Consider the following 25,640-nt stretch of genomic DNA (forward strand, 5'->3'; position numbering starts at 1 on the left):
GTGATTACGCCGGTATCAGTTCCTCGGGCACCATTGATTGAGTTTCTCGAGGAATTCTATTCGTTGTTCCGCATTTGCAAATGCACGACGCGGGATGAAGAATGCGTTTCCGCTTCGGTTTACGATGACGACGTATCTTCCTACATCTTTGATCTCCTTCACCTTCCGCCATGGATAATCTGCTTTGATTCGCCCTATTTCGGTACTGATTCCCTTATCGGAGATGCTGAGCATTCGCTCCTTCGTCTTGGCGCGGATAAACATCCAGAAGAGCAGAACAAAAAAGGCGCCAATCATCCAAAGAAGCGCGAAAACGATGTCCGTCAGGGTCAGAGTCCGGGAAAATGCGCCTTTGCTCGAAAGGTAGGTGAATGCCGGCCACGCGGAAAGAATAAGAACGACCGTCAGCACTCTGGGAGAGCGCGGCAAAATGAAAAGAAATGTGCGAAGGATTTCAAACCGCCTGAGTGAATAGTGGATTGTCATTCAATCAACTCAACAACTCATCTTCCGCAGCGCACAATGATCTTCGTGCCGGTAGGCACCTGCGTTCCGGGAGCCGGAGCTTGTTCGCGCACCGTCCCACTGCCACTGATCTGCACCTGAAGCCCCGCGGCCGCCGTCATTTCGATTACGCTGCGGATTGGCAATCCCACCAGCGTAGGCACGCTGAATTTCTTTCCGTCACTCACCGTAATGTAGTTGGAAGTCTTTTGCGGCGGCGTCGTAGTCGCGACGTCGGGCTGATTCGAGGCCACTTCGGATCCATTTGCGGCAGCGTCAGGCTTGCCGCTTCCGACCTCAGTAGACGCCGACTGTGCCGCGATCTCCGGCGCGGGTTGCGCTACAGCCTGCTGCGGCTGCCGCAGCGGATCATCCGCCGGTAGATCATTGGCTGCGGCAAACAGCGCGTTTACCCGCGCCTGATCCGCATCCGAATCATCCTCATGAATCGGCTCGGCCTTCGCTTCCTTCAGTGGCGTTTTCGTTGCACGCACATCCACGTCGTGCGGAACGTTCAGGTATTCCAGAACCTGCTGGGCCACCTCGGAAAAGACCGGGGCCGAGACCGCAGTGCCGTAATAAGACGCGCCCTTGGGGTTGTCCATGATCACGGCCACGGCAATCACTGGATTGTTTACCGGTGCGATTCCGGCGAACGACGCTACGTGCATCGATTTTGAATAGAGATGCGTGACGGGATCGACCTTTTGCGCAGTGCCCGTCTTTCCGCCCGAAGAGTAGCCATTGAGCTGCGCCGGTTTGCCGGTGCCGTAGAGGACGACGCCCTCCATCATCTTGCGCATCTCAGCCGCGGTAAGTTCTGACAGCACGCGATGCGCACCCGTCGGCAGCGGATCAGGCAGTTCGTTCCCCGCTCTAAATGGTTGTGGCACCTGTGGCGCTGTAGACTTCTGGCCATTCGCATCGAGTTGGCCAGCCATCAGCACATGGGGCGGCAGGTAGACTCCCCCATTCGCAATCGTCGAAACCATCGATACCAGTTGAACTGGAGTTACGCCGACCTCCTGGCCGATCGCAATCGAACCAATCGAAGACGATCCCCAATGGGCGGGCTTGCGCAATAACCCACGCGTTTCTCCCGGCAGTTCGAGACCCGTTCGGCCCCCAAATCCGAGATCGTGAATGTACTTGTAGAAATTGTCCGGCCCCATTTTGAGCGCCAGTTTTACCGCGGCTACATCGCTCGAAACTTCGAGCGCCTTATGCACGGGAATCACGCCGTAGTGATCGGCCTTGTCATCGTGAATGATGCGACCGCCGGCCATTTTGATCTGGCCGCCCTGGCAGTCAATCATGTCATCGGGGTGCGTGACGCCCTGGTCAAGCGCGGCGGAATAGGTGACAAGCTTGAACGTCGAGCCGGGCTCGTAGACATCGCTGATCGCGTGATTTTTCAGCAGCGCCGGGGTCGTGTGACGAAACTGGTTCGGATTAAATGTAGGCCGTATCGCCAGCGCGAGAATCTGCCCGGTGTGAACATCCTGCACCACCACCGTGCCGCTGTCGGCATGCGTCCGCTCCATGTTGTGATCGAGCGCGCGCTCGGCCATGAACTGGATATTTTCGTCGATGGTCAGTTGCAGATTCTGGCCGGGTTCCGGTTCCTTGGCCGCGGAACCGATCACGCGACGGCGCGCATCCATGGCGGTAAACATGCGACCGGAGACACCGTGTAGCTTCGCGTCAAACTTGCCTTCGATTCCACCTAGTCCGTTGTCGTCCAGCCCTACATATCCCAGCACCTGCGCCGCGATCTTGCTGTCCGGATAGAAACGCTGGAACTCCTTCTGCGTATAGAGCCCCTTCATGTTCAGGGCCTTGACCTTGGCAGCGACCTCGGGTGTAACGCGGCGCGCGATCCAGGCGAAATTCTTGCCCTCGTCGAGCCGGTGCGCGATCTGGTCTTCGCGCGTGAGCTTGTCTTCCGGATCAGTATGCACGATCGCGGCAAGGGTACGCGCGGCGGTTTTCTGATCGTCGATCTCCGAGGGCACCGCATAGATGGAGTCGACCTGCACTGTCATCGCGAGCTCGTGCATGTTGCGGTCGTAAAGAACGCCGCGACGGGGCGCAACTTCAAATGTCCGCTGCTGCTGCTTCTGGGCGCGCTCAACGTAATCGCTGTGGCGCACAATCTGCAACCAGAATAGGCGCGTGGCAATCGCAACGGCCCAGAAAAGAAAGAAGCCGCACACCAGCCAAAAACGCGCCAGCTTCATCGGCATGGCGCGTGAGGTAACAGTGCGAAGACGGGTTGCGCGGAGAGCTGCCTGCATGTTTAACCAGCGATTCGACTTTAAGATTAGAGCATCGATGCGCGACACAATGCGGCGAATCGCACTATGCGCGCGTCGGGGTATCTGCTGAATAATCGGGCGCCGAAAAATCGGCCCAAGGTCGACGAAATTTGATTAGTTGACTGGGTTCGACGCCGGAGCGTTGACCTGCGCAAGCACTGGGGCACCATTGTCGATGTGCGTGGTGGCGTGCACAACCTGACCGGGCTGCGGCTCGCTCATTCCCAGCTGACGCGCCATGCCATCGATGCGGCCCGGCTGCGAGAGCTGCGCCTCGTTCAAGCGGAGCTGCCTGTTTTCTTCGCGCAGTTGATCGCGAACCTGCTTCTCTGACTCGATGCGATACGAATTCTCAATGGCGTTGAAGTGCTGCAGGCCATAGAACATGATGAGTGAGAACAGCACCGTGAGCGCGGCTGAGAAGGTGCGCATCTGCCGCGCGCGTACGGGGTCAGCTGCCTTCACCAGACGCGAATTGTCGATGTGGTGCGCAAAGATCACTTCCGGAGTGCGCACTCCGCGACGACGCATGGACTGCTGTGCCAACAGGGCGGCATTGCGTTCGGCCACGCGAGTGGCCCAGCCGGGTTTTGTATCGAATAATGTTGCGGTGCATGCAGCCATGTCGTTTCTCCTAGCTTCTAGCCGCTAGCTTCTAGCTGCTAGCCCGAATCTTGCGAATATGTTTTGCTCGACTCAGCAAAGTAAACATTGCTTGCTTTTGTCGGTCCTTCTCTTGTTGCGACTTACTAAGTGCCTTCACAGTAGCCAATAGCTAAAAACTAGTAACTGTCTTTTCCGCTGCTCGCAACTTGGCGCTTCTCGAACGCGGGTTGCGATCTGTTTCTTCTTCACTGGCGGTGACCGGTTTTTTGGTCAACACCTCAAAACTTCCCTGGTGCGCGTATTCGCGCAGAATGTCTTTCGCGATGCGATCTTCCAGCGAGTGAAAACTGATGACTACCAGTCGTCCGGAGGGCTTAAGCAACTTTGGTGCGGCCTCTAACAGCAACCGAATTTCATCTAACTCGCGATTCACGTAAATCCGGAGCGCCTGGAACGTGCGCGTTGCCGGGTGAATCTTGTCCTGTTTCATTGCTGGGGCGGCTGAAGCAACGATCCGGGACAACTGCCCGGTCGTTGAAATTGGCCGCCCGCGAACAATGGCTCTGGCGATTCTCCGCGACCTCCTTTCGTCTCCGTATTCGTAAATAAGGTCGGCAAGCTCGCGCTCGTTCGCCTCATTCACCACTTGTGCGGCGGTAGGACCGGATCGCGTATCTTGCCGCATATCCAACGGTCCGTCCGCCATAAAACTAAATCCTCTGCGCGCTTCGTCGATCTGCAGGCTGCTTACCCCGAAGTCGGCCAAAATGCCATCGAGCGAACCTGGCTTCACATGGCTGCTGATGGAACTGAAGGCCTCGCCGATAAGTTCTATTTGAGGTGCCTCGCTGCCGAGTTCCGCTCCGACCTGATCGAGCCGGATCTTGGCGAGTTCGAGTGCCTCGGGATCGCGATCGAAACCAATCAGGCGACCCGTCGGACCAAGGCGTCGGACGATCTCTGTCGCATGCCCCGCGAGTCCGAGCGTGCAGTCTGCAATGACACTGCCTGCGCGCACATTCAAAAACTGAATCGCATCTTGTAAAAGAACCGGCACATGACGTTCGCTTCGTGTCGACATGTGCTCCCCCTGAGGGGCAATTGGGCTAATCGCCCTTAGCTTTTGCGGCGAAGAATTTCCGCCATTGCTTTTCGATCGTCGGCCGTCAACAGATTGGCCGCCAGATTCTGTTCGAAGATTCCCCGGTTATGAACTTCCAGGTACGTTCTCATTCCAAAAACCGTTACTTCCCCATCCAGCTGCGCAGCATTGCGGAGAATCTGGGGGAGGAGTAACCGCGCCTGGTTGTCCATCTCCACCTGCTGCCCGTAATAGCTGGTCACGTTCAGGTACTTGCGAACCGCGTCGTCCATGGTGCTGGAGTCAGCGAGTTGCTGCTCCACCTTCTCCCACTCCGGCAGTGGCCAGATCTCGGCGGACTTGCCATCGGTGGACGTGACATAAAACTGCGTAACCGTGTTGGCATCCACCAGCTGCTTGAAGGCGGAGGGCAGCTTAAGCCTCCCCTTTTCATCAACTTTCGCTGGATGATTGCCCCTGAACATAAGTAGTAGTTGCCTCGTCCTCGGTACAAAAGCTGGTTCCAAACCTGCAATGCGATAGCTGATTCGGCCCTGAAATCGGTGAAATCGGAGTATTCTTACTTTGAAAGCGGGCTACTTACTCCCGTCTGCTCCACTTCACTCCACTTCAGACACGATAATAGCCCAGGGAGTTTTCCACTCCAACGTCTAAATCTGTTGAAACCCCGTTACTTTAGTGGGTTAGAGCCAGAAGGGGCGGGAATTCCCTCCACGGGAATCTCCTAATAGAGGTCGCGAAGCTGCCACCACAAGATGTAGTGTTTATACCTTTGATTACCGTGCGCAGGTAGGCACTGTTCAAAAGAGTCGGTTGGATTTATAGGGGAACAAAAAGCGAAACTACTCCGTGAGGGCGGCTTCGACTGGCTTCCGGCGCGAAACCACGATCCTCAACAAATAGATAAATACGAATAGATTCACCACCAGCAGACCCACACGCACAAACGTCAGCCGGTGAAATACCTCGAAGATCTCCCACGGAAGGAAGGACGCTGTGATTGCCAGCGTGAGGTATTCGCCCCAGGCCTTCTCAAGATAGAGTCCAATCCCCTCGAGAAGGCTGACACCCGCGTAGCTGAACGCGAGTGCGCCGATGCGCTTTAAGAGCGGATCGTTGATGATTGTCGCCCGGTCATAGAGGAAGTTGACGAAGCGTGACTCGGGATTGAACCGGAGCATATCGCCCAGGTGGCTGATGACGTCGTCAATGTCCTTGTGCATCAGGCGCAGCGCGCCTACACCGACCGCAATGAACATCGCAGCGAGAAGAAACTTGTAGGCTGCGATGAGGACGAGCCATCGATTGTGTTTCTGCCGCTCCAGCTCTAGGTGCGGATTGAAATCGCTCATGGTCTCTGGCAGTTCGAAACCTGAACGAACCGTCTCTTTCATCTTACGTGAGCCCGCATCCGGCAGTTCCGCCGAACGGAGACGAGCCGCCAAGTCTCTGTGAAATGCGGCGGGTTTATCGCCACCGCCAAAGCCGAGATGTTTTGTGGACTGGGTCAAAGTGCGGCTTGAACCCTCGCATCCATTCGATGTGCCGAAGCGTTCCATGAGAGTAGTCAATTCCCCCAATCGGAGGCAACACAACATGCTTCACGCACGTAAGACTTTTGTGACCGCGGTAACCGTTATCGCGATTTCCTGCTCTGCTGCATCCTTAATCGCCCAAAAAGACCCTGATGTAGGCGGATCCCCGATGTACGCCAACAAGAACATCGTCCAAAACGCCGTCAATTCAAAGGATCACACAACACTGGTAGCTGCGGTTAAGGCGGCGGGGCTCGTGGATACCCTGCAAAGCGCCGGACCTTTCACGGTCTTCGCACCCGTAAACGCCGCATTTGAGAAGCTGCCTGCCGGCACGGTTGACACCCTGCTGAAACCTGAGAACAAAGATCAGTTGGTCAAGATCCTCACCTACCACGTAGTCGCCGGCAAAGTGAGTTCGGCCGATCTCGTGAAGATGATCAAGATGGGCGGCGGCAAGGCAGAGCTCAAAACCGTTGAAGGCGGCAAACTCATTGCCTCCATAGATGACGGAAAAGTCATCCTTACCGACGAAAAAGGAGGCACCGCCACGGTGACGATCGCTGATGTATTCCAGTCCAATGGCGTGATCCACGTAGTAGACTCCGTATTACTCCCCAACTAGATCGTCTGGAACAATTGCCGGGCCCTCGGACGAATTCTGTATGCCCGGCTTTTGGTAAGGTCGAAATCCGCAAATGGCGTACAGATTTGCAACCAGCCAATGGGTTCCAATTCGGCAGGAAGTGGTATTCGCATTCTTTGCGAATCCCCACAACCTGCCGAAGCTCATGCCCGAGGCTTCACAGACGCGCATTGAAGAACTGCGCATTGTTCCGGCACACGCAAAGGGATCCAACACGGGTGGGGCCATCCCGCACGAACAGATTGCGGCGGGCATCGGTTCAGAGATTCTGGTAAGTTTTCGTCCCGTACCATGGCTGCCATTCCGCGCCAGCTGGCTTGCCCGCGTCACGAAGTTTGCCTGGGGCAGCCACTCTTGTGATGAACAGGTGCGCGGTCCGTTCGCTCAGTTTCGTCATTGCCATCAGACGCGTACTGAGATGCAGAGCGGTGTATGCGGCACAGTGGTTACCGACCGCATCATCTACGCTCTTCCCTTCGGCGCGCTCGGTCGAATGGGCAGCAGCGTTGTGCGCAGAGAATTGGAGAGAACATTCGCAGAACGGCAGGAACGTCTCGTCCGATTGATTACCGGCAACTAACAGCGCGGGGAGTGCGCCGACCCTTTATTTGCGTTTAAGCAGTCCTTCGCGATCGATGATATTGCCATCGACGATCAACGTGGAGATTCGCCGAACGTTCCAGATATTGTTAGTGGGATCAGCATCGAGAATGAGGACATCGGCACGCCGGCCTGGAGCGATCAGTCCGAGTTCGTTCCACCCGAATTGAATGGAGTAGTTATTGGTGGCCGCGGCCAGCGCTTCGCGCGGCGAAAGGCCGATGCGCACCAGCATCTCCATCTCCGTATGCAGAGAGATGCCGGGCATCGTGCCAAAAGCAGCGGCTCCTGATGCGGCGAGGTAATGCGGAGCACCTGTGAAGATGGTCTGGTTGATCCGCCATAGACGCATCGCCGACAAATCAGCCTTTTTACGCTGACTCTCCTCCATCCACCTCACCGTGACGTTAGGAAGATGACGCGTCCACGGCGACAGCGGGTAGTCAAGTTCGCCCGTGCTCCGGTTCGATGGCATGAACATGTTCATCGGATTGAGAAGGCTGGCCGCGGGTTCCTTCCACAGATCGCGATGGTTGGGCAAATTCAGGTAGAAGAGGCTGAAGGTGGGCATCAAAGCCGCATGATGCGTTGAGATGAAATGCCCATAATTGCGGAAGTGCGAATCGCTGGGGGGCAGATGTTCTGCGTAGTCGTAAGCGGTGTTAGCGGCGGCGCCATAGGGATCGTCCACGAGCGGACGCTGCAGTTCGTCTGGCACGACACCGAGTTCATAACGGCTCATGTGCAACAGCGCGTCAACGCCCGCATCAATGCCTACACTGTACGGCGTCGAAATGAATTCACCGTATGTCACCATCCCGAGTTGATGCGCGCGGGTAATGATCCATTGGGTGTTGGCAGCAGTAAGGTTCCAACCGAGCCATAGAACACGCGTGCCAAGATGCGCGGTCGAGTTGATCTGGTTTGCCGTGTCTTCGGGACTAAGCTCCACAGGATGCGCGCCCTCGCGCAACTTCGCGGTCCAGTTGTCGTGCCCCATCAGCAGGCTCCAGTTATCTGTGGAGCCAACCGAATCCAGCAGGTATAAATGCGGGCTGGGATTCGCGGAAAAATCGATGTGACCGCGGCGATCGTCGCCACTGGCAACAATCGTGGTCACGCCCATGTAGAGATGGGCGCTGGCCTGCCCCTGGCTATTCATCCCGGTAAAACCGTCAATCAGCCCAGGAACAAGGAACTTTCCCGTGCAGTCGATTACCTGCGCGCCCTTGGGCACCGGGATAAGGAAACGCGAACCAACATCGGTGATCTTACCGTTCTGAATGATGACGATGGAGTTCTGCTGGTCAAGAGCGGAACGGCCCCAGTCGCTGACATCGGTGATGGTGCCACCAAGTAGAACGAGTGGAACGGGAGCCGGCTTGGGCGCGACCTGGGATTCAATTTGCGAAAAAGCGGGAATGCCTGCCGACAACGTCAAAAGCATCCACGCCAGAACTCTACATAAAGGTCGCATACGAGAAACTTTATCTTCTGGATTGTCGCACACGGCCATACCGCTCTTAGATGTGGCAGGGACTCGATGCAGGAGACAGATGTTGCGGAATGCGCACAAATCAGGCGCCATCGTTCAGCTTCACGAAGTGCATTGGAAGCATATGCATCAGCTCGCAACCAGCGTGCGGCGTTTGCGCGCGTGCAATAGCGGCATCACCTGCGTGTATGCTTCATCGACAGTCAGGCCATACTTCGCGCGCAGCGATTCAATCTTGCCATGCTCGATGAACTGATCGGGCCAACCGATGCGAACAACCGGAACTGCGCTCCCAATCTCCTGCAGCGCCTCGATGACTGCCGATCCGAAGCCGCCCATCTTCACATGATCTTCAAAGGTCACAAAGGCTGCTACTCGTCGTGCATAGGTGGCGAGCATTTCGCGATCGATCGGTTTCACAAAGCGCGGATTGATGACAGCGGCGGAGAACCCGTCCTTCTCCAGGCGCTCGCCAAGTTCACGCGCGTAAGTCGTCATCGGTCCAAGGCCGAGAATCGCGACATCGGAGCCATCGCTAAGAACTTCTGCTTGGCCCACCGGGATGGGCTGCGGCTCAGTCTTGCACTGCACATCGGCGACAGCGCCGCGTGGATAGCGGATCGCGCTGGGACCATCGATCGTAAGCGATGTCGCCATCATGTCGGCGAGTTCGTCTTCATCTTTGGGCGCCATCAGCACCATGTCAGGAATGCCGCGCAAATAACTGATGTCGAATAATCCATGATGCGTTGGGCCATCATCTCCCGAAAGACCGGCGCGATCCATGCAGAAGACAACGGGAAGTTTTTGCAGCGCCACGTCATGCACCACGGGATCGAAAGCGCGTTGCAAAAAAGTCGAATAGATAGCGCAGAACGGGCGGAAACCGCGCGTCGCCATACCTGCGGCGAAAACAACCGCGTGCTCCTCGGCAATGCCCACATCGAAATAGCGCTTCGGATGATGTGGACGGAAGAGATCGAGACCGGTGCCGTTGGGCATCGCCGCAGTTATCGCGACAATACGATCATTCTTGTTCGCCATCTGTACCAGCGTGTTGGCAAACACCTCGGCATATGTCGGAACGCCGGCAGGCTTGGTCATGCCTGTCTCCGGATCGTAAGGTCCGAGCCCGTGAAATTTCTTTTGTCCATCGAGCGCCGGCTGGAATCCGCGACCTTTCTGCGTCAGCACGTGCAGCAGGACAGGACGATTCTCAGCCTTGAGAAATTTGAATGTCTCGATCAGCAGCGGCAGATTGTGGCCGTCAATTGGGCCGTAATACTGGAGGCCAAATTCTTCAAACATGATCGAAGGCCACAGCATGCTCTTCGCAGCTTCTTCAGCACGGCGCACCACTTCGACCGCGGTCTTGCCGCCGATCTTCTCAACAATCCGGCGCGCGGAGTCGTGCAGCCGGTTGTAGTGCTCATTTGTAACGATCCGGTGGAAGTAACGCGCAATCGCGCCGACATTGCGATCAATTGACCACTCGTTGTCATTGAGCACAACAATGAGTTTCTTGGTCTGATCGGCAATATTGTTAAGCGCTTCGAACGATATGCCGTTGGTGAATGCCGCGTCTCCAGCAACTGCGATTACGTTCTCTTTGCCGCCTGCCAGATCGCGAGCCACTGCCATCCCCAGCGCTGCAGAGAGCGCCGTCCCTGCATGCCCAGCACCGTAGCAGTCGTGCTCGCTCTCGGTGCGCAGCATGAAACCGTTCAGTCCGCCCGGCTGGCGAATGGTTGCAAAGCGATCGAGCCTGCCGGTAAGAATTTTGTGGATGTACGCCTGGTGGCTTACGTCAAAAAGAATGCGGTCTGTGGGCGTATCGAATACGGTGTGCAGCGCGAGTGTCAGTTCAACGACGCCGAGGTTGGGACCAAGATGACCGCCGGTCTTCGACAGTGTCTGGATGAGGTATGCGCGTATCTCTTCGGCCAGTTCGGCCATCTGCGCTGGGTTGAGGCGCTTGAGGTCGGCCGGCGAGTGGATCGTCTCAAGCAATGCACCCATACATACCCTCTCCCCGGCAGCAAACCCGGGCAAAATCGTTGGCAATCAACCCGAAACGCAACGGGCTACCGCTCTGACAAGCCAGCTTTGCCAACCATGAGTATACCAATGGGGCAGTTTCCGGCGCCGTGATGTTAGACGCAATGTCGCCCCTAAGGTATTGCTTCGATTGGACAAACTGGCAACGGCTGAAAGCCTATTTGGAACACGGTTCGCCCCGATTGTGTACGATTCTGGGGGATAGGTGCACCAATGAATGGGATGCAAGGATCAATGGGAATGAGACGTGGATTTTTATGCGCTTTTGGGCTGATTACAATCACAGCTTGCGTCGCTGCGAACGCCGCATGGGGACAGTTGCCCATGCCGGGACAGCAGGAAGCGCCCAATCCGCTGATGGACCCCACGGCCAAGCCGGGAAAGGTTCTGCTTTTCGACTTGGATGCGCGTTTCGCCAAGGATGTTCGTGAGCGGGGAGGCGCGGCATTCGCAGACTGGTTTTCGCAGGATGCTGTCGCTCTCAATAACGGTCAGGCCCCGGTCAGCGGATTGGTCGCCATCGTGAAGTCGGCCAACTGGGACCCTAAGGTCTATCAACTCACGTGGACCACCACCGATGCGCAGATGGGACCTTCCGGTGACATGGGATACACATGGGGACATTTTGAAGGACACAGCAAGGATGCCGCAGGCAATCCGGTGTTGACATCGGGCCGTTACATCACGATGTGGCGGAAGGAGAAAGACGGAAGCTGGAAAGTCGTCCTTGATGCCGGCGCCAACGAACCCGCAGCCGCAGGCGACTGTTGCAAGGTACCGAATTCCTGACAAGTATCGCCCGTAAAGGGCATCGGTCTTGTTATTCGTCGGAGGTTGGAAATGTCTGCAACCAACAAGACGCAAGAGCGCTTCGACAAATTATCCGCAATATGTTTCGGCTTGCCGCTGGCTGCGCGCGAAGACCAGAGTTCGCACGCCAGCTTCAAAGTCGGCAAAAAAGTATTCGCCTACTATCTCAACGATCATCATGGCGACGGCATCGTAAGCGTCTGCTGTAAAGTGCTTCCCGGTGAAAACGTACGCTTGATCGCGGCGAATCCACGAAAGTTCTATATGCCCGCCTACATCGGACCGCGCGGCTGGGTCGGCCTGCGGCTCGATCGCCCCACCGTGGACTGGACCGAGGTGAAGGAACTTCTGCTTGCAAGCTACACGCAGACTGCACCAAAAAAGCTGCTCCAATTGCTCGAAGATGGCTAAATCAGACGTTAGTGTGATGGAAGAACTACTCGAAAACAACGTCATGCTGCGATAACGGCGGTCACGCTGCTGTTATCGATCGGGGAGATTACTGCTTCATGCATTGTTCACTGCGCCCGTGAGACAATGCGCTCGAAGGTATCTCCCCGCATCTGAATTCGATAGCCGCGCCCAACTCTCCATGAACGTTTCAAAAAAACTAATCACCCTGCTGCTAAGGTCGTCCTCTTGCCACCAGCGAAGAGCGCGCCGAACATATCGGCCCCATCGCCGGTATTCCAATCTTTGGCTTGGACGCTCTGAGTTCGGCCGCGTACGGACCAGAGGCTGCGCTGACGCTACTGCTGCCGCTTGGCCTGCTCGGCGTGAAGTACATCGTGCCGGTGAGCGCAGCGATCGTGGTGCTGCTGGCGATCGTCTACATCAGCTATCGCCAGACCATTGACGCTTATCCGAAGGGCGGCGGCTCGTACACCGTAGCCTCGCAGAATCTCGGGGAAAGCGTGGGTCTGCTGGCCGCAGCCGCCTTGATGATCGACTACATCCTGACTGCGGCAGTTGGCATCTCCGCCGGCGTCGGCGCGTTGATTTCCGCCGTGCCCAGCCTGCAACCGCACACGCTGCAATTGTGTCTTGGCGTCCTGCTCATCCTCACCATCGTGAACATGCGCGGAGTGCATGATACCGGCGTGGTGTTCATGATTCCCACTTATTTGTTCACCATTACGCTGCTTATCGTCATCGGTGTAGGGCTCTTTCACGCCGTCACCAGCGGAGGACATCCTCACTCAGTAACGCCGTTGCCGGTGCCGCCGCAGGCTACCGCTATGGTAGGCGCGTGGCTGCTGCTAAAGGTGTTCTCGTCCGGCTGTACAGCCATGACCGGTGTGGAAGCAGTCAGCAACGGCGTGATGGCGTTCCGCGACGATACTCGCAAGAACGCAAAGATTACGCTCACCATCATCATCGCTCTGCTCATGGTATTGCTGATCGGCATTGCTTTGCTCTGCCGCGCGTACGGCATCGGCGCGACCAACCCCAATGGACCCGGCTACGAGAGCGTGCTCTCCATGCTCACGCGCGCCGTGATGGGTCATGGAGGTTTCTACTACGTAACCATCGGCTCCGTACTGCTGGTGCTGGCATTGTCAGCAAACACTGCGTTCGCGGATTTTCCGCGCCTCACACGCGCCATCGCGCTTGACGACTACATGCCGCACGTCTTCATGCTGCGCGGACGCCGCTTGCTCTACTCATGGGGTATCTACGTCCTTGTTGCGCTCACGGCAACTCTGCTGATTGTCTTTCGCGGCGTCACCGATCGTCTCATCCCGCTGTATGCCATCGGCGCTTTTCTCGCTTTCACGCTCTCGCAAGCCGGGATGGTGATGCACTGGAAACGCGAAGGCGGCCACCCGTGGCGCATGTTTGCCAACGGGCTGGGCGCATTCGCAACCGGGATCACCGCAATGGTGGTGCTGGTGGCGAAGTTCGTGGAAGGCGCATGGATTACCGCACTCCTGGTTTTCGTCATGATCCTGTTCATGCACATGGTCAAGCGGCACTATGTCCGTGTCGATATTGAGGTCAATCTCGACCGACCCATCCAGCCTGCACAGTTGCAGGAGCCTGTCGTGGTGGTCCCATCGATCGGTGGAGCCGCATTACAGAGAAGGCGTTGTCATTCGCGCTCTCGATGTCAAATGACATTCGCTGCCTGCACGTGCAAACCACCGACGTGCCAGACGAAATCTGCAAGGACTTTGACAGGTTTATCGCCGACCCTTTGCGGGCTGCCGGCAAATGCGTTCCCAGGATCGAAATCCTGCAGTCGCCTTATCGCTATGTGCTGCAGCCCATGGTGGATTACATTCTGAAAGCCGAAAAAGAATCCGATACGCGCAAGATCTGCGTGCTGGTGCCGGAACTGGTCGTACACCACTGGTGGGAAAACCTTCTGCACAATCGCCGTGCGGATCTGCTCAAGGCCATCCTGCTGATCCGCGGCACCCGGCGCATCATCGTGATCAACATTCCCTGGTATCTCGATCGGGGATGATCCCGCATGTTTCGGATATCTCGATTCCCTTCCCCGCGTAAAACCGTCAGAATGGGGAGTGGTTCTCACGATCCCATTTGAACGCGCAGACCGACTTAGCCGACCTCATGCGCGGCTGGCTGCCTGTGTGCTCTTCGGCTGTGTGCTTGGCGCTCTGAGTACAGGCGCCATCGCAGCTCAGGATGATCTTCAGCAAATCCAGCCCCGACCCAATGAGCCGACCAAGCCAAATCAACTCGCGGTAGTGCATGGACTGGTTCGAAATGGCGCCTCCGGCGAGCCGCTTCCCCGCGCGCTGGTACGGATCAACGGCGATGCATCCACCGGAGTGCTCACGGACGGGCAGGGACGTTTCGAAATCAACGACGTGCCGGAAGGTCCCCAGGAGTTCACTGTTATCAAGCCGGGATTCATCGACCAAGCAGAGGCCGGCGACGCTGGCAATTCGCACGAGTATGGACACAACATCATTGTCGTCGCGCAAATGGGCGATGTGACGTTTGGCATGGTGCCTGTCAATTCGATTCGCGGCCAGATTCAGCTTTCTACTGGCGACGTTGCCCAGGGCATCACCGTCTCGTTGTTACGCCGGACGGTGCAGGATGGGCGTGCCGTGTGGCAGAACGAAGCCAATGCCAAGACCAACAGCGATGGCGTCTATCGGTTCGGCGGCCTCGCCGACGGCTTTTATGCCGTGTACACCGAGCCCGCAATGGACAGCGAAGCAGCAAACAACCTTGTCGAGACTGGCAGCGGAAAAAATGTCGCACGCGACGGCTATGCCAGCGTCTTCTATCCCGATGCACGTGACTTCGCAAGCGCCGCAAGAATCCGCGTATCCGGTGGCGAGCAGGCGCAGGCTAACATTTCCCTCACGCTAGAGCCGTTTCAATCCGTCACTGCAACCGTTACGATGCCGAGGGCAATTTCAGGAGCCGGTGAGAATGTGGGCGTTCAGGTCACGGATGCTCAAGCTCATCCACTGTCTTATACGGCCCAATACGACGCGGCGACACATACCGTGCAGGCGTCATTGCCAGACGGTACATACAGCTTTGTTGTTACGCAGACGACAAACCCTCCTCATTTGATGAGGACAACCGAAAGTGAATCAGATCGAGCCCTGGGAGCTATTTTTGATTCCCAGTCTGCGATCGGCGAAGTTAGTTTTGCAGTCGCAGGTCATCCGGTTTCGAACCTTCGGATACCGCTATCTCAGCAGGGCAGCAACCCTATAGAGGTGACAGTGGAGCATGGTGCGAATGGATCGCAATCATCTGGTGATCCGCGCATCTTTGTCACGGTGAGCCAGGCAGGTGGAGGTCTCGGCGACGGCATCGTCAATAGCTACGCTGAGGGTGCCAGCACCGGACCGTTGCGCGGGCAGCATCCAGCGCCCGGATCGTACTGGGTACACACCAGCATCGCTCCTCGCGGATTATGTGAAGCCTCATTCACCGCCGGCGGCGCAAGCCTCGCACACGAGCCACTGGTCTTGGGTGCATCAGGCTCGACTTCTCCGCTGGTGTTAACGTTGCGCGACGATTGCGCGCGACTGACTCTTTCTCTTCCAGATTCCGTGGGTCTCTCCGCAGGCGAGGAGCCCTACTACATCGTCTACGCTGTCCCCGATTTTGATTCGACCGAAGATGTAATTCCGCAGACGCTGCGGCCGTCCACCGGTGGCCGCATCACACTTACCGGGCTCACTCCGGGCAACTACCACGTGTACACGTTCAGCCGCCCCGTGGCACTTGAGTATCGCAATCCCGCGGTCCTCGCCGCACTTCCAGGACAAGCCATCGCACTCGCACCCGGCGCCGAGGCTGACCTCGCGGTCGAGGTGCCCCAGCGATGAGAATCCTTCGATCGAAACCGCGCAGAATGGCATTTGAACTTGCGGCTATTTTCATCTGCGCGCTCGCCACGGCTCAGAATCCGCAACCGTCCTCACGGGCCGCATACCTGACGTCCGGCCAGTACACCATCGCGGGCGTACTGACCAATGCTGCTACGGGCGATCCGATTCGGCGAGCAACCGTGGAAGCACTGAAAGAAGACGACAGCCGCACCGTCGCCTCGTGCATCACTGACAATGAAGGCCGTTTCGTTCTGGACCATCTGGCTGCGATGAAGTATCAACTCACTGCCTCCAAGCGCGGATTTCGCACCGCTTCCTACGACGAGCATGATGGATTCAGCTCCGCCATCGTCACCGGTCCAGATCAAGACACTACGCATCTCGAGTTCAAGCTCATCCCTGGCTCGGTGCTGCGCGGCGTCGTGAGCAGCGATGATGGAGAGCCCGTTGCCGGCGCACGAGTCATGCTGTTCCAGCGGCCGAAATCTCCCGCAGCAGGTGAACGTACCACGCAGGTGAATGCGTCGATCACCGACGACACGGGTGCCTATGAGATAGGCGATCTGGCTGCCGGGGAGTATCTGCTGGCGGTAGCGGCGGAGCCCTGGTACGCCGTGCACGAGGGCGTTCCAGCGAAGCGTAATGCAGCGCTCGACGTGGCTTATCCCATTACTTATTTCGATTCCACGACCGAGGAGCGCTCGGCGACTCCTCTGGTACTAGCGGGCGGGAGCAGCGTAGAAGCGAACATAAGTCTGCATGCACTACCGGCGCTTCATCTCACCATCGCCGTCCCCCGCAAGCCCGACGGATCGCTGGCAAGGCCAGAGTTGCAGCAGACGATCTTCGGCAATGCGATCGCATCGGAGAGCGCCGGATTTATCGATGCGCTGCAAACCGGGTCTGTGGAGATGAGCGGCATCGCTCCGGGTCACTACGAGTTAACGCAAGGCGACCCGCCGCGCATTGCCGACCTCGATCTTGCGTCGAGCCAGCAGGTGGATGCGAACGTGGGCATCGCAGCGAATTCAATTTCCGGAATTGTGCGGATGGCATCCAGCGCGCCCGTGCCCGACGAGATAACCATCTCGCTCGAACGCATGGATGGCGGCAACGGGCAGGCTCTCTTCGCAGCCCAGGCGCGTCGGGGACGCTTTAAGTTCGACCCGGTGCCGCCTGGTGAATGGACCGTGATGGCTACCTCAGGTGACAAGGCCGTGCCGGTTGTTGCGGTGGGAGTCGGAAATGCAGCCACGGTCGGAAATATGGTGATGATCAGGGAGCGTGCGCCGCAACTCACCGTCTTCCTCAGCGAGGCTGTGACGCGACTGGAGGGCTTCGCAAAGAAAAACGACAAGGGATTCTCAGGAGCGATGATCGTGCTGCTGCCGAAGAATCCGGCACTATGGAAGGCGCTTACCCGCCGCGATCAGTCCGACTCCGACGGAAGCTTCGCCTTGCAGGATGTGGCTCCCGGAGAGTACACGGCAATTGCCATTGAAGACGGCTGGCAGCTCGACTGGACCAATCCCCAAGCCATGGCCCGCTACCTTCCCGGCGGGGCCAACGTCTCAGTGACAGAGAAATCAAATAGATTGATTCGTCTGACCTCGCCCCTGGCGGTTCAGATGCGCTGAGGCGTTTCGTGGAATCAGGGGCAAGAAGGTAGTCTATGAGGGTACCGAATTTGTGTGACCGCACCCGCATGCTGCCTCCTCGACAGGCAAGATCCTGTCAATGGCAACTGCTTGGGAAGAGGCCAGTGATGGCTGATGCGACCCACTATGGTGTTTGAGGAGAATCTGCTTTGAAGAGTAAGTTGCTATTTTTGATCACGGCCGTGGCATCGGTCATTGTCGCTCCGGCCTTTGCTACAGGACAGGTCGCACCAGAGCGCCCGCCCAAAGATCTTACCGGCCCCGTTTACAAATATGAGGTCTATGTCGGTTATGGATACACGAGCTTGAACCAAGTGAACCAGTCACGCAGCGGGTTGCAGGGTGTTAGCGGCTCTGTCACGCGGAGATTCGGTGACCACTTCGGGCTCAAGGTGGACGGCGGACACTACGCATGGAGTGTTACCGCGACCAATGCCGGTAATCCCACTGTGGATCTCTTCCTGGCCGGTCCTGTGATCCGCGGAAATCTTTTTGAGAAGTGGAGCGCCTACGCTGAGGGACTGCTCGGTGGAGCGCACACTGGCAATGTCACCATTCAACCTAATGTTTCGTTTGCCGGCGGAATCGGCATGGGCGTGGATTACAACAAGAATGCGCGCTGGTCGATACGAGCCTTCGGCGATGACATCGGATCGTCATTTACGCTGGTTCCCTATCAGCCGGGCTACTCGCCGCATACCCGCTTCAATGCCCGCGCAGGCATTGGGCTCGCATACCACTTTTGATTTGAAAGTCGAATCGAGAAGATACGAGGGCGGAGGCTTCCAGCTTCCGCCTTTTGCATTGCGTCAAAGTTGTGGTTCAGTTGCAACGTAGTACGTGAGGGACACGATGCCGCTGGGGAATGTACGCGAATCCTTCAGGCGAAGCGGCCAGCGTCTCCCCTCTGGGACCAACGGTATGCCTCCACCGAGAAGAACCGGGATCACGGACAGTTCCACGCGATCTACGACGCCGGCATCTAGCAGCCCACGAAAAGTGCTTCCGCCTCCAAACAGCCAGATATCCTTGCCTGATTTCTTTTTTAATTCAACCACCGCTTTGGACAGGTCGCTGGAGATGATGGTGACGTCCGGGTGCTGAGCGGCGTCAAGCGTTGTCGAAGCCACGTAAGCCTTCATACCAAATTCTTTTGGCGAGCGCCCTTCTCGCAGCATGAACTCATAGCAACGGCGTCCCATCACGATTGTGTCGAATTGTCGAAAGACTTCGCTGAAGTCGATCGTCGGATCCTGGATAATCCAATCGTATTCGTCTTTCGGACCGGCAATGAATCCGTCAAGGCTCGTAGCTACGCTGTAGACAAGCTGGCGCATGGGTGTCTACAAGGATACTTCTTCACCGGTTTCTTTCGCATGCGCAATCTGTTGCGTATGCTGCCCGGAGCGTGCAAAGCGGCCCTAGTCAGGTCGCCCGGTGTAGTGCTCCACATGATGCACTTCCGCGTGATCCTCAAGAGATTCCAAATGCGTGGTGACCTCGGCAGGCACTTCCAAATCAACAGCCAGCCGCTCTTCGAGCATTGTCGCTTGCCGGTGTGCTTCCCCCACCCCCATCGTGTATGGAAACAATAAGTGGACCTCGATGATCTGTCGATGGCCGGTGGTGCGGAAACGGACCCCGTGGTATTGCAATCCCAACTCTTCGCAGAGGACATCGAGCCGATTGCGAATCTGGTGACCGATTCTGGGATCTGAATAATCGAGTAAGCCCCTCATCGAGTGCCACATTAACTGACCGCCGGACCACAAGATGTTTGCCGCTACCGCAAAGGCGACTAGAGGATCAAATGGTTTCCATCCCGTGATCATTACCAGCCCGAGGCCTGCTACGACGCCAAAGCTAGTCCAACTGTCGGTCAGCACATGCTTTCCGTCGGCCTCCAGAATCAGCGAGTGATCCCGCTTTCCCATCCGCACCAAATAAAACCCCAGGAAAGCATTCAATACGCCGGCAGCCAGGATAAGCGCCAACCCGTATCCGAGGTTGTCGATCGTTAGACCACGCCTCCATCTTTGAGTCGTCGTCACGATGATGCTTCCGGCCGCCAGCACGATCATTGCGCCTTCAAAGCCGGCGGAGAAAAAAGTGATTCGCTCGTATCCGTAGTGAAAATGCGGAACGGCAGGTCGGGTGCTCAGCCACAGGCTGAAAACGGCAAACGCAACAGCAACCACATGCACGACTGATTCGGCAGCATCTGAAAAGATGGCCGATGACCCCGTATACAGGTACGCGCTCACTTTGCCGATGAGCATGAACACGCCGATGAACAGAGAAAGACGCATCGCAAAACGAGCATCGCGATTCTGCTGTTCGATCTTTCCCAATTGAGCTTTTTCCGGCGAAGCCGTCATGCCGAATTCCCCGCTTGCAATTCGCAGCACGTTGAACCCAGTCTACGCTCCCAGAGATTCGTACAGCAGCGACGGGATTCTGCAATCGTGCAAGATTTGAACGATCTATCGGTCGTTCGTACGATTCAGAAAAAACAGAGCAGGTCTTGTGCGGGGGATTTTCTGCCCGAAGCCATTCTATTTTTTGGCTTTTAGGAGCGCGTTTTCCTCTTCCAAAGCCTCCAGACGCCGACGCATTGGATCGAGAATCCTGGCGAGTTCCGCCTGGCTGTAACGGGGCGTAATGTGCTGCTGGCAATTCCAGTCGAACGCTTCAACTTGAATTAATACGGCGCGTTCGGGAGGAGTCTTCTCATCAGGCACCCGCAATGATGCGATCAGCGTTTCGGCTTTGGCGTCGCCTTCGTGACTTGTCGCGCGGCCCAGCACCTTGAGTCGGCTTTGGGTGGGATAGTCCATGAAGAACAGAGCCACCCGGCCGTCGTACTTGAGGTTCGCGGTGGTGATGTATTGGCGGTTGCCGCGCAGATCTGCGAAGCCGAGTGTCCGCTCGTCAATCACGTGAATGAATCCCGCTTGTCCGCCGCGATATTGGATGTATGGCCAACCCGTTTCTGTAACTGAAGCCATGTAGAAGCCATCGCGTTCGCGGATGAACTCCTCCTCATCCGGCCCAAGGCGATCTCCGAAATCATTGGAGTTTTCAACCCGCTCGTAAAGGTGCCGGCTCCCGTGCAGCCTCTGCTGCTCCTTCACTAACGGCGTAAACGCAAGCTCCGCGAACCGTCGACCCATGTCTTCTCCTGATCATGCAGATGTGAATAGGATGAGCTGATGTTGCCGTTGGGTTCAGGAAGCACGCCGCTCGATGAAGACAGTCGTAAAGGGACGCTCGAAAAGAAGATAGAACCCGTAGGCGAAGATGATGATCAATCCAGTGCCTGCTGTCGCCATGATTCCGAATGTCGTTACCTGCCCCAGCTTCATCGGAAACACGACGTACTTCCACAAAACCTGCTGCACCGGAAAATGCACGAGATACAGGCTGTATGAAAATTTTCCGATGCGCACGATTGGCTTTGAGGAGGCCACTCTGGCGAGCGGGTTGTTTGGCCAATGACCGCACGTGATCAGCAGACACATGCTCACCACGCCGACAACGACATCAGACAACGCAAAGCGCTGCAACGCAGGTACAACAAAAAACATGCCGAGCATCAATAATCCGGCCGCGCATCCCATCCAGACAAATAGAATCCTCCGTGGGCCGACTGCGACCTCTGCCGCATACATTCCCATTGCGAATACGAAAATGTAAACCGGCATCAGCCCTTTATGGGTAGTGCCGGACACCATGGACAGAAGCACCATGCTGAGTAAAAAGCTCCCGCCCAGCACAGCCTCCATTCCAAGTCGCAGGCGAATCGCAACGAAGAGCGGAAACAGAAGATAAATTTGAGACTCAACCGCGATCGACCACAAAGGCGCACTGATCTGGTCTATCGTTGTCTGCTGCAGGTTGTGAATGAGGACGAAGTGGGAGAAAATTCCGAACTTCGTCATCGGCAAGGACGCGTCGTAGACACTGTGTGTGTAGCTGCCGATGAGCGTGGCAACGAGCCCGATCGAGAGCAGAAGAGCCGCATAGTACGGAGGTAGGATTCGACGCGCCCTGTGATAGAAAAACCCGCGTGCGCCGCCCGGTCCGAGCGTACCCTGATTACCGAGCACAGGCAGCATCAAACAGAAGCCTGAAATAGCGATGAAAAAGGTGACTGCAGACGTGCCAAAGTCGAGCCAATGAGTCATGAAGGCGACCGTACCTTGCGGCGCGAATGCTGCGCCATAGAGGTTTCCCGGCCAGGTCTGGAGAAACGCGTGGTTCAGCACCACGTAGAGCGCAGCGAAGCCGCGGAAACCATCCACGTAACGCAGATGCACTCTTGGCTTTACGGAACCGCTCGGCTGACCGGGGCCAGGAGGTTCAACGGCAATTTCCGTCTCCAGCATTCGGCCCCCAGAATCGAGCAAGTGGATAGCGTCCTGTGTGAGTCAGCGTGAAGGGGGATAAGCCAATATTCAATCTGGCAGCTTATCCTTCTTCGGCCTCGCGCAGTTTCGCAATCACAGTAAAGTCTTCCAGTGTTGTCGTATCGCCCTTAATCTCACCGTGCGTTGCCAGCTCGCGCAGCAAGCGACGCATGATCTTGCCGCTTCGCGTTTTGGGCAGCGCTTCGGTGAAGCGGATGTCGTCAGGCCGCGCCAGCGATCCAATCTCTTTCGAAACCCACTTGCGCAGTTCGTCCTTCAACGCTTCGCTGGGCTCGTTTCCACTCTCGAGCGAAACAAATGCGGAGATGGCCTGGCCCTTTAACGCGTCTGGACGCCCCACCACCGCAGCCTCGGCGACTTTGGGATGCGCCACCAGCGCAGACTCCACTTCCATCGTTCCCAGCCGGTGTCCGCTGACGTTGATCACGTCGTCGACGCGGCCCATCAACCAGAAATATCCATCCGCATCCTGCCGCGCGCCGTCGCCGGTAAAGTAGCAACCCGGCACATCGGACCAGTAGGTCCTTTGATACCGCTCCGGATCACCGTAGACGGTGCGTGCCATCGAGGGCCACGGTTTGCGAATGATCAGCAATCCGCCCGAGCCGGCGGGGACCGCATGAAATTTCCCTTCCGCATCTGGTTTCGTAATCACTTCCGGCTGGATGCCGAAGAATGGCCGCGTCGCCGAACCGGGTTTGGTGGGAATAGCTCCGGGAAGTGGCGCGATCATGATGGAGCCCGTCTCCGTCTGCCACCAGGTGTCGACAATCGGACAGCGGTTGCGGCCAATCTTCTCGCGATACCACATCCACGCCTCGGGATTGATCGGCTCGCCAACCGTGCCCAGAAGCCGCAGGGAATCTAGCTTGAATTTCTCCACATGCTCGTCGCCCCATTTCATGAATGCGCGGATGGCCGTGGGCGCGGTGTAAAAGACAGTGACGCGATGGTCGTCGATGATCTTCCAGAAGCGCGAAAAATTCGGCCAGTTCGGAGCCCCCTCGTACATAAGCACCGTTGCACCGTTTTGCAGCGGGCCGTAGACAACATACGAGTGTCCTGTAACCCAGCCGATATCCGCCGAGCACCAATAGACGTCATCCTCTTGCAGATCGAAAACATACTTCGACGTGATGTAGGTCTGCACCGCATAACCGCCGTTGGTGTGGACCAGCCCCTTCGGTTTTCCTGTCGTCCCGGAGGTGTAGAGGATGTACAACGAATCCTCAGAGTCCAGAGGTTCAGCGGGGCAATCGGTAGGCGCGTCGGCAATCAGTTCATGCCACCAGCGATCGCGCCCTTCCACCATGTCCACGGGCGAACCGGTGCGTTTGTAAACAATCACGTGATCGACCGTGTGGCATGCGGGCATCGCTTCATCCACGGTGCGCTTGAGCTTGATCTCGGTGCCGCGGCGATAGCTGGTGTCCTGCGTAATGATGGCAACGCATTTCGAATCGTTGACACGATCGGCGATGGCATTTGCAGCGAAGCCACCAAAAATTACCGAATGAATGGCGCCAATGCGCGCGCAGGCCAGCACCGCGATGGCCAGCTCCGGGGTCATGCCCATGTACACGGCAACGCGGTCGCCCTTCTTGATGCCGAGGGCCTTCAGGCCGTTGGCAAAGCGCTGCACTTCCGCTAGCAATTCGTCGTAGGTATAGCGCCGCACTTCCCCCGGTTCGCCCTCCCAGATAATCGCCGTCTTGTTGGCACGCCCGCTCTGCACATGGCGGTCAAGGCAGTTGTAGCTCATGTTCATCTTGCCGCCCACAAACCATTTCGCCGACGGCAGATTCCACTCGAGCACCTTATCCCATGGTTTGAACCAGTGGAGATCCTTCGCAACGCCAGCCCAGAACGCTTCCGGATCCTCGATCGACTGCTTGTACATCGCTTCGTACTGCTCAAGGCTTTTGATGTGAGCGCGTTTTGAAAACTCCTCCGGCGGAGGAAAGACACGGTTTTCGCGAAGAGTCGATTCGAGATCCTGGTTAGAGAGGGATGAAACCGAAGCCGGATCAGCAGGAACGTGCGTCGAAGACATTGAATAAGTCCCTTCAGGGGAAGAACACAAAGATGAATTGCGGGCGGAGCGTGGCCGCGCCCGTGAAAATTGCATGTGGGTGTCACTTTATCGAGGCAGGGGCAGAGACGGCAAGCTTCGCGCGCGAACCGAGATAAGCCTATGTCCCGTTAGGCGTAAGTTCAATGATTGTCGCCACAAACCGAAGGGACGTTTGAATGTCTAAACTTACATCGAGGATTGAGCGATGGAGCGCGCCCTGTTTCGGATTTTGGTTGCGATCGCCCTTGGAACTTATGGTCTGCCCACGCTTGCCCAAGCACCGGATACGCGAACCAACGCCGCAACGCCGAATCTGAGCACGCAAACCTCACTGGTCGTAGTGCCTGTGCTGGTGAGGGATAAAACTGGCAAGCTCGTATTCACCCTCAAGGCAGAGGATTTCGTGCTCACCGATGATGGCGTCCCTCAGAAACTGATGATGGAACAGGACAGCGGGGGCGAGCCGCTTGCGTTGGTAGTTGTAGTTGAAACCGGGGGTGCCGGGGCACGCGAATTCGAACAGCTCGGCCCCTTGCCAAAACTCCTCGACACGGTAGTCGGCAGCGTTCCTCATAAGATAGCCGTGGTTGCCTTCGACAGCGAACCGCACCTGGTGCAGCACTTCACGCCGCGTGTCGACGTCGCTGCACAGGCCATCGGCAATCTCACCCCAGGCTGTTCGCGCCAGCATCACATGGAGAATTGCGAGGCGCCCGGTTCTGTTCACGATCTCACCACTGCGGACAACGGAGCGGCCATCCTCGACGGCCTTGGCTCTGCGGTTGATTTGCTGAGGGATCAGCCGCCAGGCTATCGCCGCGCCATCCTGCTCATCAGCGAGACTCTCGATCGCGGCAGCAACATTAAAATCGAAGATGCTGTCCGTGCCATCAGCGACACCAACACCGCGATCTACAGCATCGCTTATTCCACCCCCAAGTCCGAGGCCGTCCATTACGCCTACCGGGAACTACCGATCCAGGCCGATGGCTCGCTCTCGAACGCCTATCCGAATCCGCCCCATGGCTGCATGGGAAAAGAGACAGACCCGGATCCCGATCTAACCCACAGTAAACTCGCTCAGGCCTACGACTGCCTCGTCCAACTCGCTCCTCCGCTTGGCCTCGCAAAGATGGCGGCAATCGCGGCCAGCAATGGCCTGCGCCGCAATGTGCCTGAGACGATCGCGCACCTCACCGGCGGCGAATACTTCAAGCTCACTGACGCCAAAAGCCTCGAGCGAAGTCTCGAGACCATCAGCAATCACCTGCCCAATCGATACATCCTCACGTTTCATCCGCAGTCGCCCAACCCCGGTTTGCATGTCATCGCGCTGCGCGTGCTCAATTACGCTAACCTCGTGGTCACCGCGCGCAGTGGCTATTGGGCAAATGGAACCGGCGTTGCAACTGACCCTGTTTTTGGTCAGCGTTGAGGGGCGAGCATTCAAAAACCATCAGTGAAATCCAGCAC

Annotated in this window: 23 protein-coding genes; 10 read left to right on the forward strand and 13 right to left on the reverse strand. The window is 57.0% G+C overall.

The window, feature by feature from the left end; translation table 11 throughout:
- Nucleotides 1–15: 15 nt before the first annotated feature.
- The 6 genes from P8935_RS20055 to P8935_RS20080 form a co-directional block, all read right to left on the reverse strand.
- Complete coding sequence (locus tag P8935_RS20055) at nt 16–486, reverse strand: YcxB family protein (RefSeq protein ID WP_348262085.1); 471 nt, start codon at nt 484–486, stop codon at nt 16–18.
- A gap of 17 nt (nt 487–503) precedes the next feature.
- A complete protein-coding gene (locus P8935_RS20060; RefSeq protein ID WP_348262086.1) occupies nt 504–2,801 on the reverse strand; it encodes a penicillin-binding protein in 2,298 nt (765 codons plus the stop codon).
- 135 nt (nt 2,802–2,936) lie between these two features.
- Nucleotides 2,937–3,446: a cell division protein FtsL gene (locus P8935_RS20065; RefSeq protein ID WP_348262087.1), complete on the reverse strand. Its 510-nt coding sequence runs from the start codon at nt 3,444–3,446 to the stop codon at nt 2,937–2,939.
- A gap of 151 nt (nt 3,447–3,597) precedes the next feature.
- A complete protein-coding gene (gene rsmH, locus P8935_RS20070) occupies nt 3,598–4,509 on the reverse strand; it encodes a 16S rRNA (cytosine(1402)-N(4))-methyltransferase RsmH (RefSeq protein WP_348262088.1) in 912 nt (303 codons plus the stop codon).
- Between the two features lie 35 nt (nt 4,510–4,544).
- The gene (locus P8935_RS20075; RefSeq protein ID WP_348262089.1) at nt 4,545–4,994 is read right to left on the reverse strand and encodes a division/cell wall cluster transcriptional repressor MraZ; all 450 of its coding nucleotides are present in this window, start codon (nt 4,992–4,994) and stop codon (nt 4,545–4,547) included.
- Nucleotides 4,995–5,372: 378 nt separating this feature from the next.
- Entirely contained in the window at nt 5,373–6,089 is a 717-nt protein-coding gene (locus tag P8935_RS20080) for a DUF2127 domain-containing protein (RefSeq protein ID WP_348262090.1), read from the reverse strand.
- Nucleotides 6,090–6,126: 37 nt separating this feature from the next.
- On the opposite strand from P8935_RS20080, the gene P8935_RS20085 reads away from it, so the two are divergent.
- The gene (locus tag P8935_RS20085; RefSeq protein ID WP_348262091.1) at nt 6,127–6,690 is read left to right on the forward strand and encodes a fasciclin domain-containing protein; all 564 of its coding nucleotides are present in this window, start codon (nt 6,127–6,129) and stop codon (nt 6,688–6,690) included.
- Nucleotides 6,691–6,763: 73 nt separating this feature from the next.
- Entirely contained in the window at nt 6,764–7,291 is a 528-nt protein-coding gene (locus tag P8935_RS20090) for a cyclase (RefSeq protein ID WP_348262092.1), read from the forward strand.
- Between the two features lie 24 nt (nt 7,292–7,315).
- On the opposite strand, the gene P8935_RS20095 is transcribed toward P8935_RS20090, so the two are convergent.
- Both P8935_RS20095 and dxs read right to left on the reverse strand, forming a co-directional pair.
- Complete coding sequence (locus tag P8935_RS20095; RefSeq protein WP_348262093.1) at nt 7,316–8,758, reverse strand: amidohydrolase family protein; 1,443 nt, start codon at nt 8,756–8,758, stop codon at nt 7,316–7,318.
- Between the two features lie 177 nt (nt 8,759–8,935).
- A complete protein-coding gene (dxs, locus tag P8935_RS20100; protein WP_348262094.1) occupies nt 8,936–10,825 on the reverse strand; it encodes a 1-deoxy-D-xylulose-5-phosphate synthase in 1,890 nt (629 codons plus the stop codon).
- A 279-nt stretch (nt 10,826–11,104) separates the two neighbouring features.
- Here dxs and P8935_RS20105 point away from each other — a divergent pair, with 279 nt between their 5' ends.
- The 7 genes from P8935_RS20105 to P8935_RS20135 all read left to right on the forward strand — a co-directional run bounded on the left by P8935_RS20105 (nt 11,105) and on the right by P8935_RS20135 (nt 18,409).
- The gene (locus P8935_RS20105) at nt 11,105–11,653 is read left to right on the forward strand and encodes a DUF4440 domain-containing protein (RefSeq protein WP_348262095.1); all 549 of its coding nucleotides are present in this window, start codon (nt 11,105–11,107) and stop codon (nt 11,651–11,653) included.
- Between the two features lie 51 nt (nt 11,654–11,704).
- Complete coding sequence (locus tag P8935_RS20110) at nt 11,705–12,085, forward strand: MmcQ/YjbR family DNA-binding protein (RefSeq protein ID WP_348262096.1); 381 nt, start codon at nt 11,705–11,707, stop codon at nt 12,083–12,085.
- Between the two features lie 290 nt (nt 12,086–12,375).
- On the forward strand, nt 12,376–13,962 hold the full coding sequence (locus P8935_RS20115) for an APC family permease (RefSeq protein WP_348262097.1): 1,587 nt from the start codon (nt 12,376–12,378) through the stop codon (nt 13,960–13,962).
- The gene (locus P8935_RS20120; protein ID WP_348262098.1) at nt 13,944–14,144 is read left to right on the forward strand and encodes a hypothetical protein; all 201 of its coding nucleotides are present in this window, start codon (nt 13,944–13,946) and stop codon (nt 14,142–14,144) included. Before P8935_RS20115 ends, P8935_RS20120 begins: the two co-directional genes overlap by 19 nt.
- Before the next feature lie 58 nt (nt 14,145–14,202).
- Entirely contained in the window at nt 14,203–16,002 is a 1,800-nt protein-coding gene (locus P8935_RS20125) for a carboxypeptidase regulatory-like domain-containing protein (RefSeq protein ID WP_348262099.1), read from the forward strand.
- Nucleotides 16,003–16,028: 26 nt separating this feature from the next.
- Nucleotides 16,029–17,642 carry a carboxypeptidase-like regulatory domain-containing protein gene (locus tag P8935_RS20130; protein WP_348262100.1) on the forward strand — a complete coding sequence of 538 codons (1,614 nt, stop codon included), beginning with the start codon at nt 16,029–16,031 and terminating at the stop codon, nt 17,640–17,642.
- 170 nt (nt 17,643–17,812) lie between these two features.
- Nucleotides 17,813–18,409 (forward strand): hypothetical protein, encoded by a 597-nt coding sequence (locus tag P8935_RS20135; protein WP_348262101.1) that lies wholly within the window; start codon nt 17,813–17,815, stop codon nt 18,407–18,409.
- A gap of 63 nt (nt 18,410–18,472) precedes the next feature.
- Here the strand turns inward: P8935_RS20135 and P8935_RS20140 are convergent, their stop codons facing one another.
- The 5 genes from P8935_RS20140 to acs form a co-directional block, all read right to left on the reverse strand.
- Nucleotides 18,473–19,000, reverse strand: a complete 528-nt coding sequence (locus tag P8935_RS20140; protein WP_348262102.1) for a dihydrofolate reductase family protein — start codon at nt 18,998–19,000, stop codon at nt 18,473–18,475.
- 84 nt (nt 19,001–19,084) lie between these two features.
- Nucleotides 19,085–20,071, reverse strand: a complete 987-nt coding sequence (locus P8935_RS20145) for a cation diffusion facilitator family transporter (protein WP_348262103.1) — start codon at nt 20,069–20,071, stop codon at nt 19,085–19,087.
- Between the two features lie 147 nt (nt 20,072–20,218).
- Nucleotides 20,219–20,836: a pyridoxamine 5'-phosphate oxidase family protein gene (locus P8935_RS20150; RefSeq protein ID WP_348262104.1), complete on the reverse strand. Its 618-nt coding sequence runs from the start codon at nt 20,834–20,836 to the stop codon at nt 20,219–20,221.
- 54 nt (nt 20,837–20,890) lie between these two features.
- Nucleotides 20,891–22,051: an acyltransferase gene (locus P8935_RS20155; RefSeq protein WP_348262105.1), complete on the reverse strand. Its 1,161-nt coding sequence runs from the start codon at nt 22,049–22,051 to the stop codon at nt 20,891–20,893.
- A gap of 82 nt (nt 22,052–22,133) precedes the next feature.
- A complete protein-coding gene (gene acs / locus P8935_RS20160; RefSeq protein WP_348262106.1) occupies nt 22,134–24,146 on the reverse strand; it encodes an acetate--CoA ligase in 2,013 nt (670 codons plus the stop codon).
- Nucleotides 24,147–24,372: 226 nt separating this feature from the next.
- Between acs and P8935_RS20165 the strand changes: the two genes are divergently transcribed.
- Nucleotides 24,373–25,602, forward strand: coding sequence for a VWA domain-containing protein (locus P8935_RS20165; RefSeq protein ID WP_348262107.1), 1,230 nt, complete (start codon nt 24,373–24,375; stop codon nt 25,600–25,602).
- The last annotated feature ends 38 nt before the right edge of the window (nt 25,603–25,640 follow it).

This window comes from Telmatobacter sp. DSM 110680 (assembly GCF_039994875.1).
Classification (GTDB): domain Bacteria; phylum Acidobacteriota; class Terriglobia; order Terriglobales; family Acidobacteriaceae; genus Telmatobacter.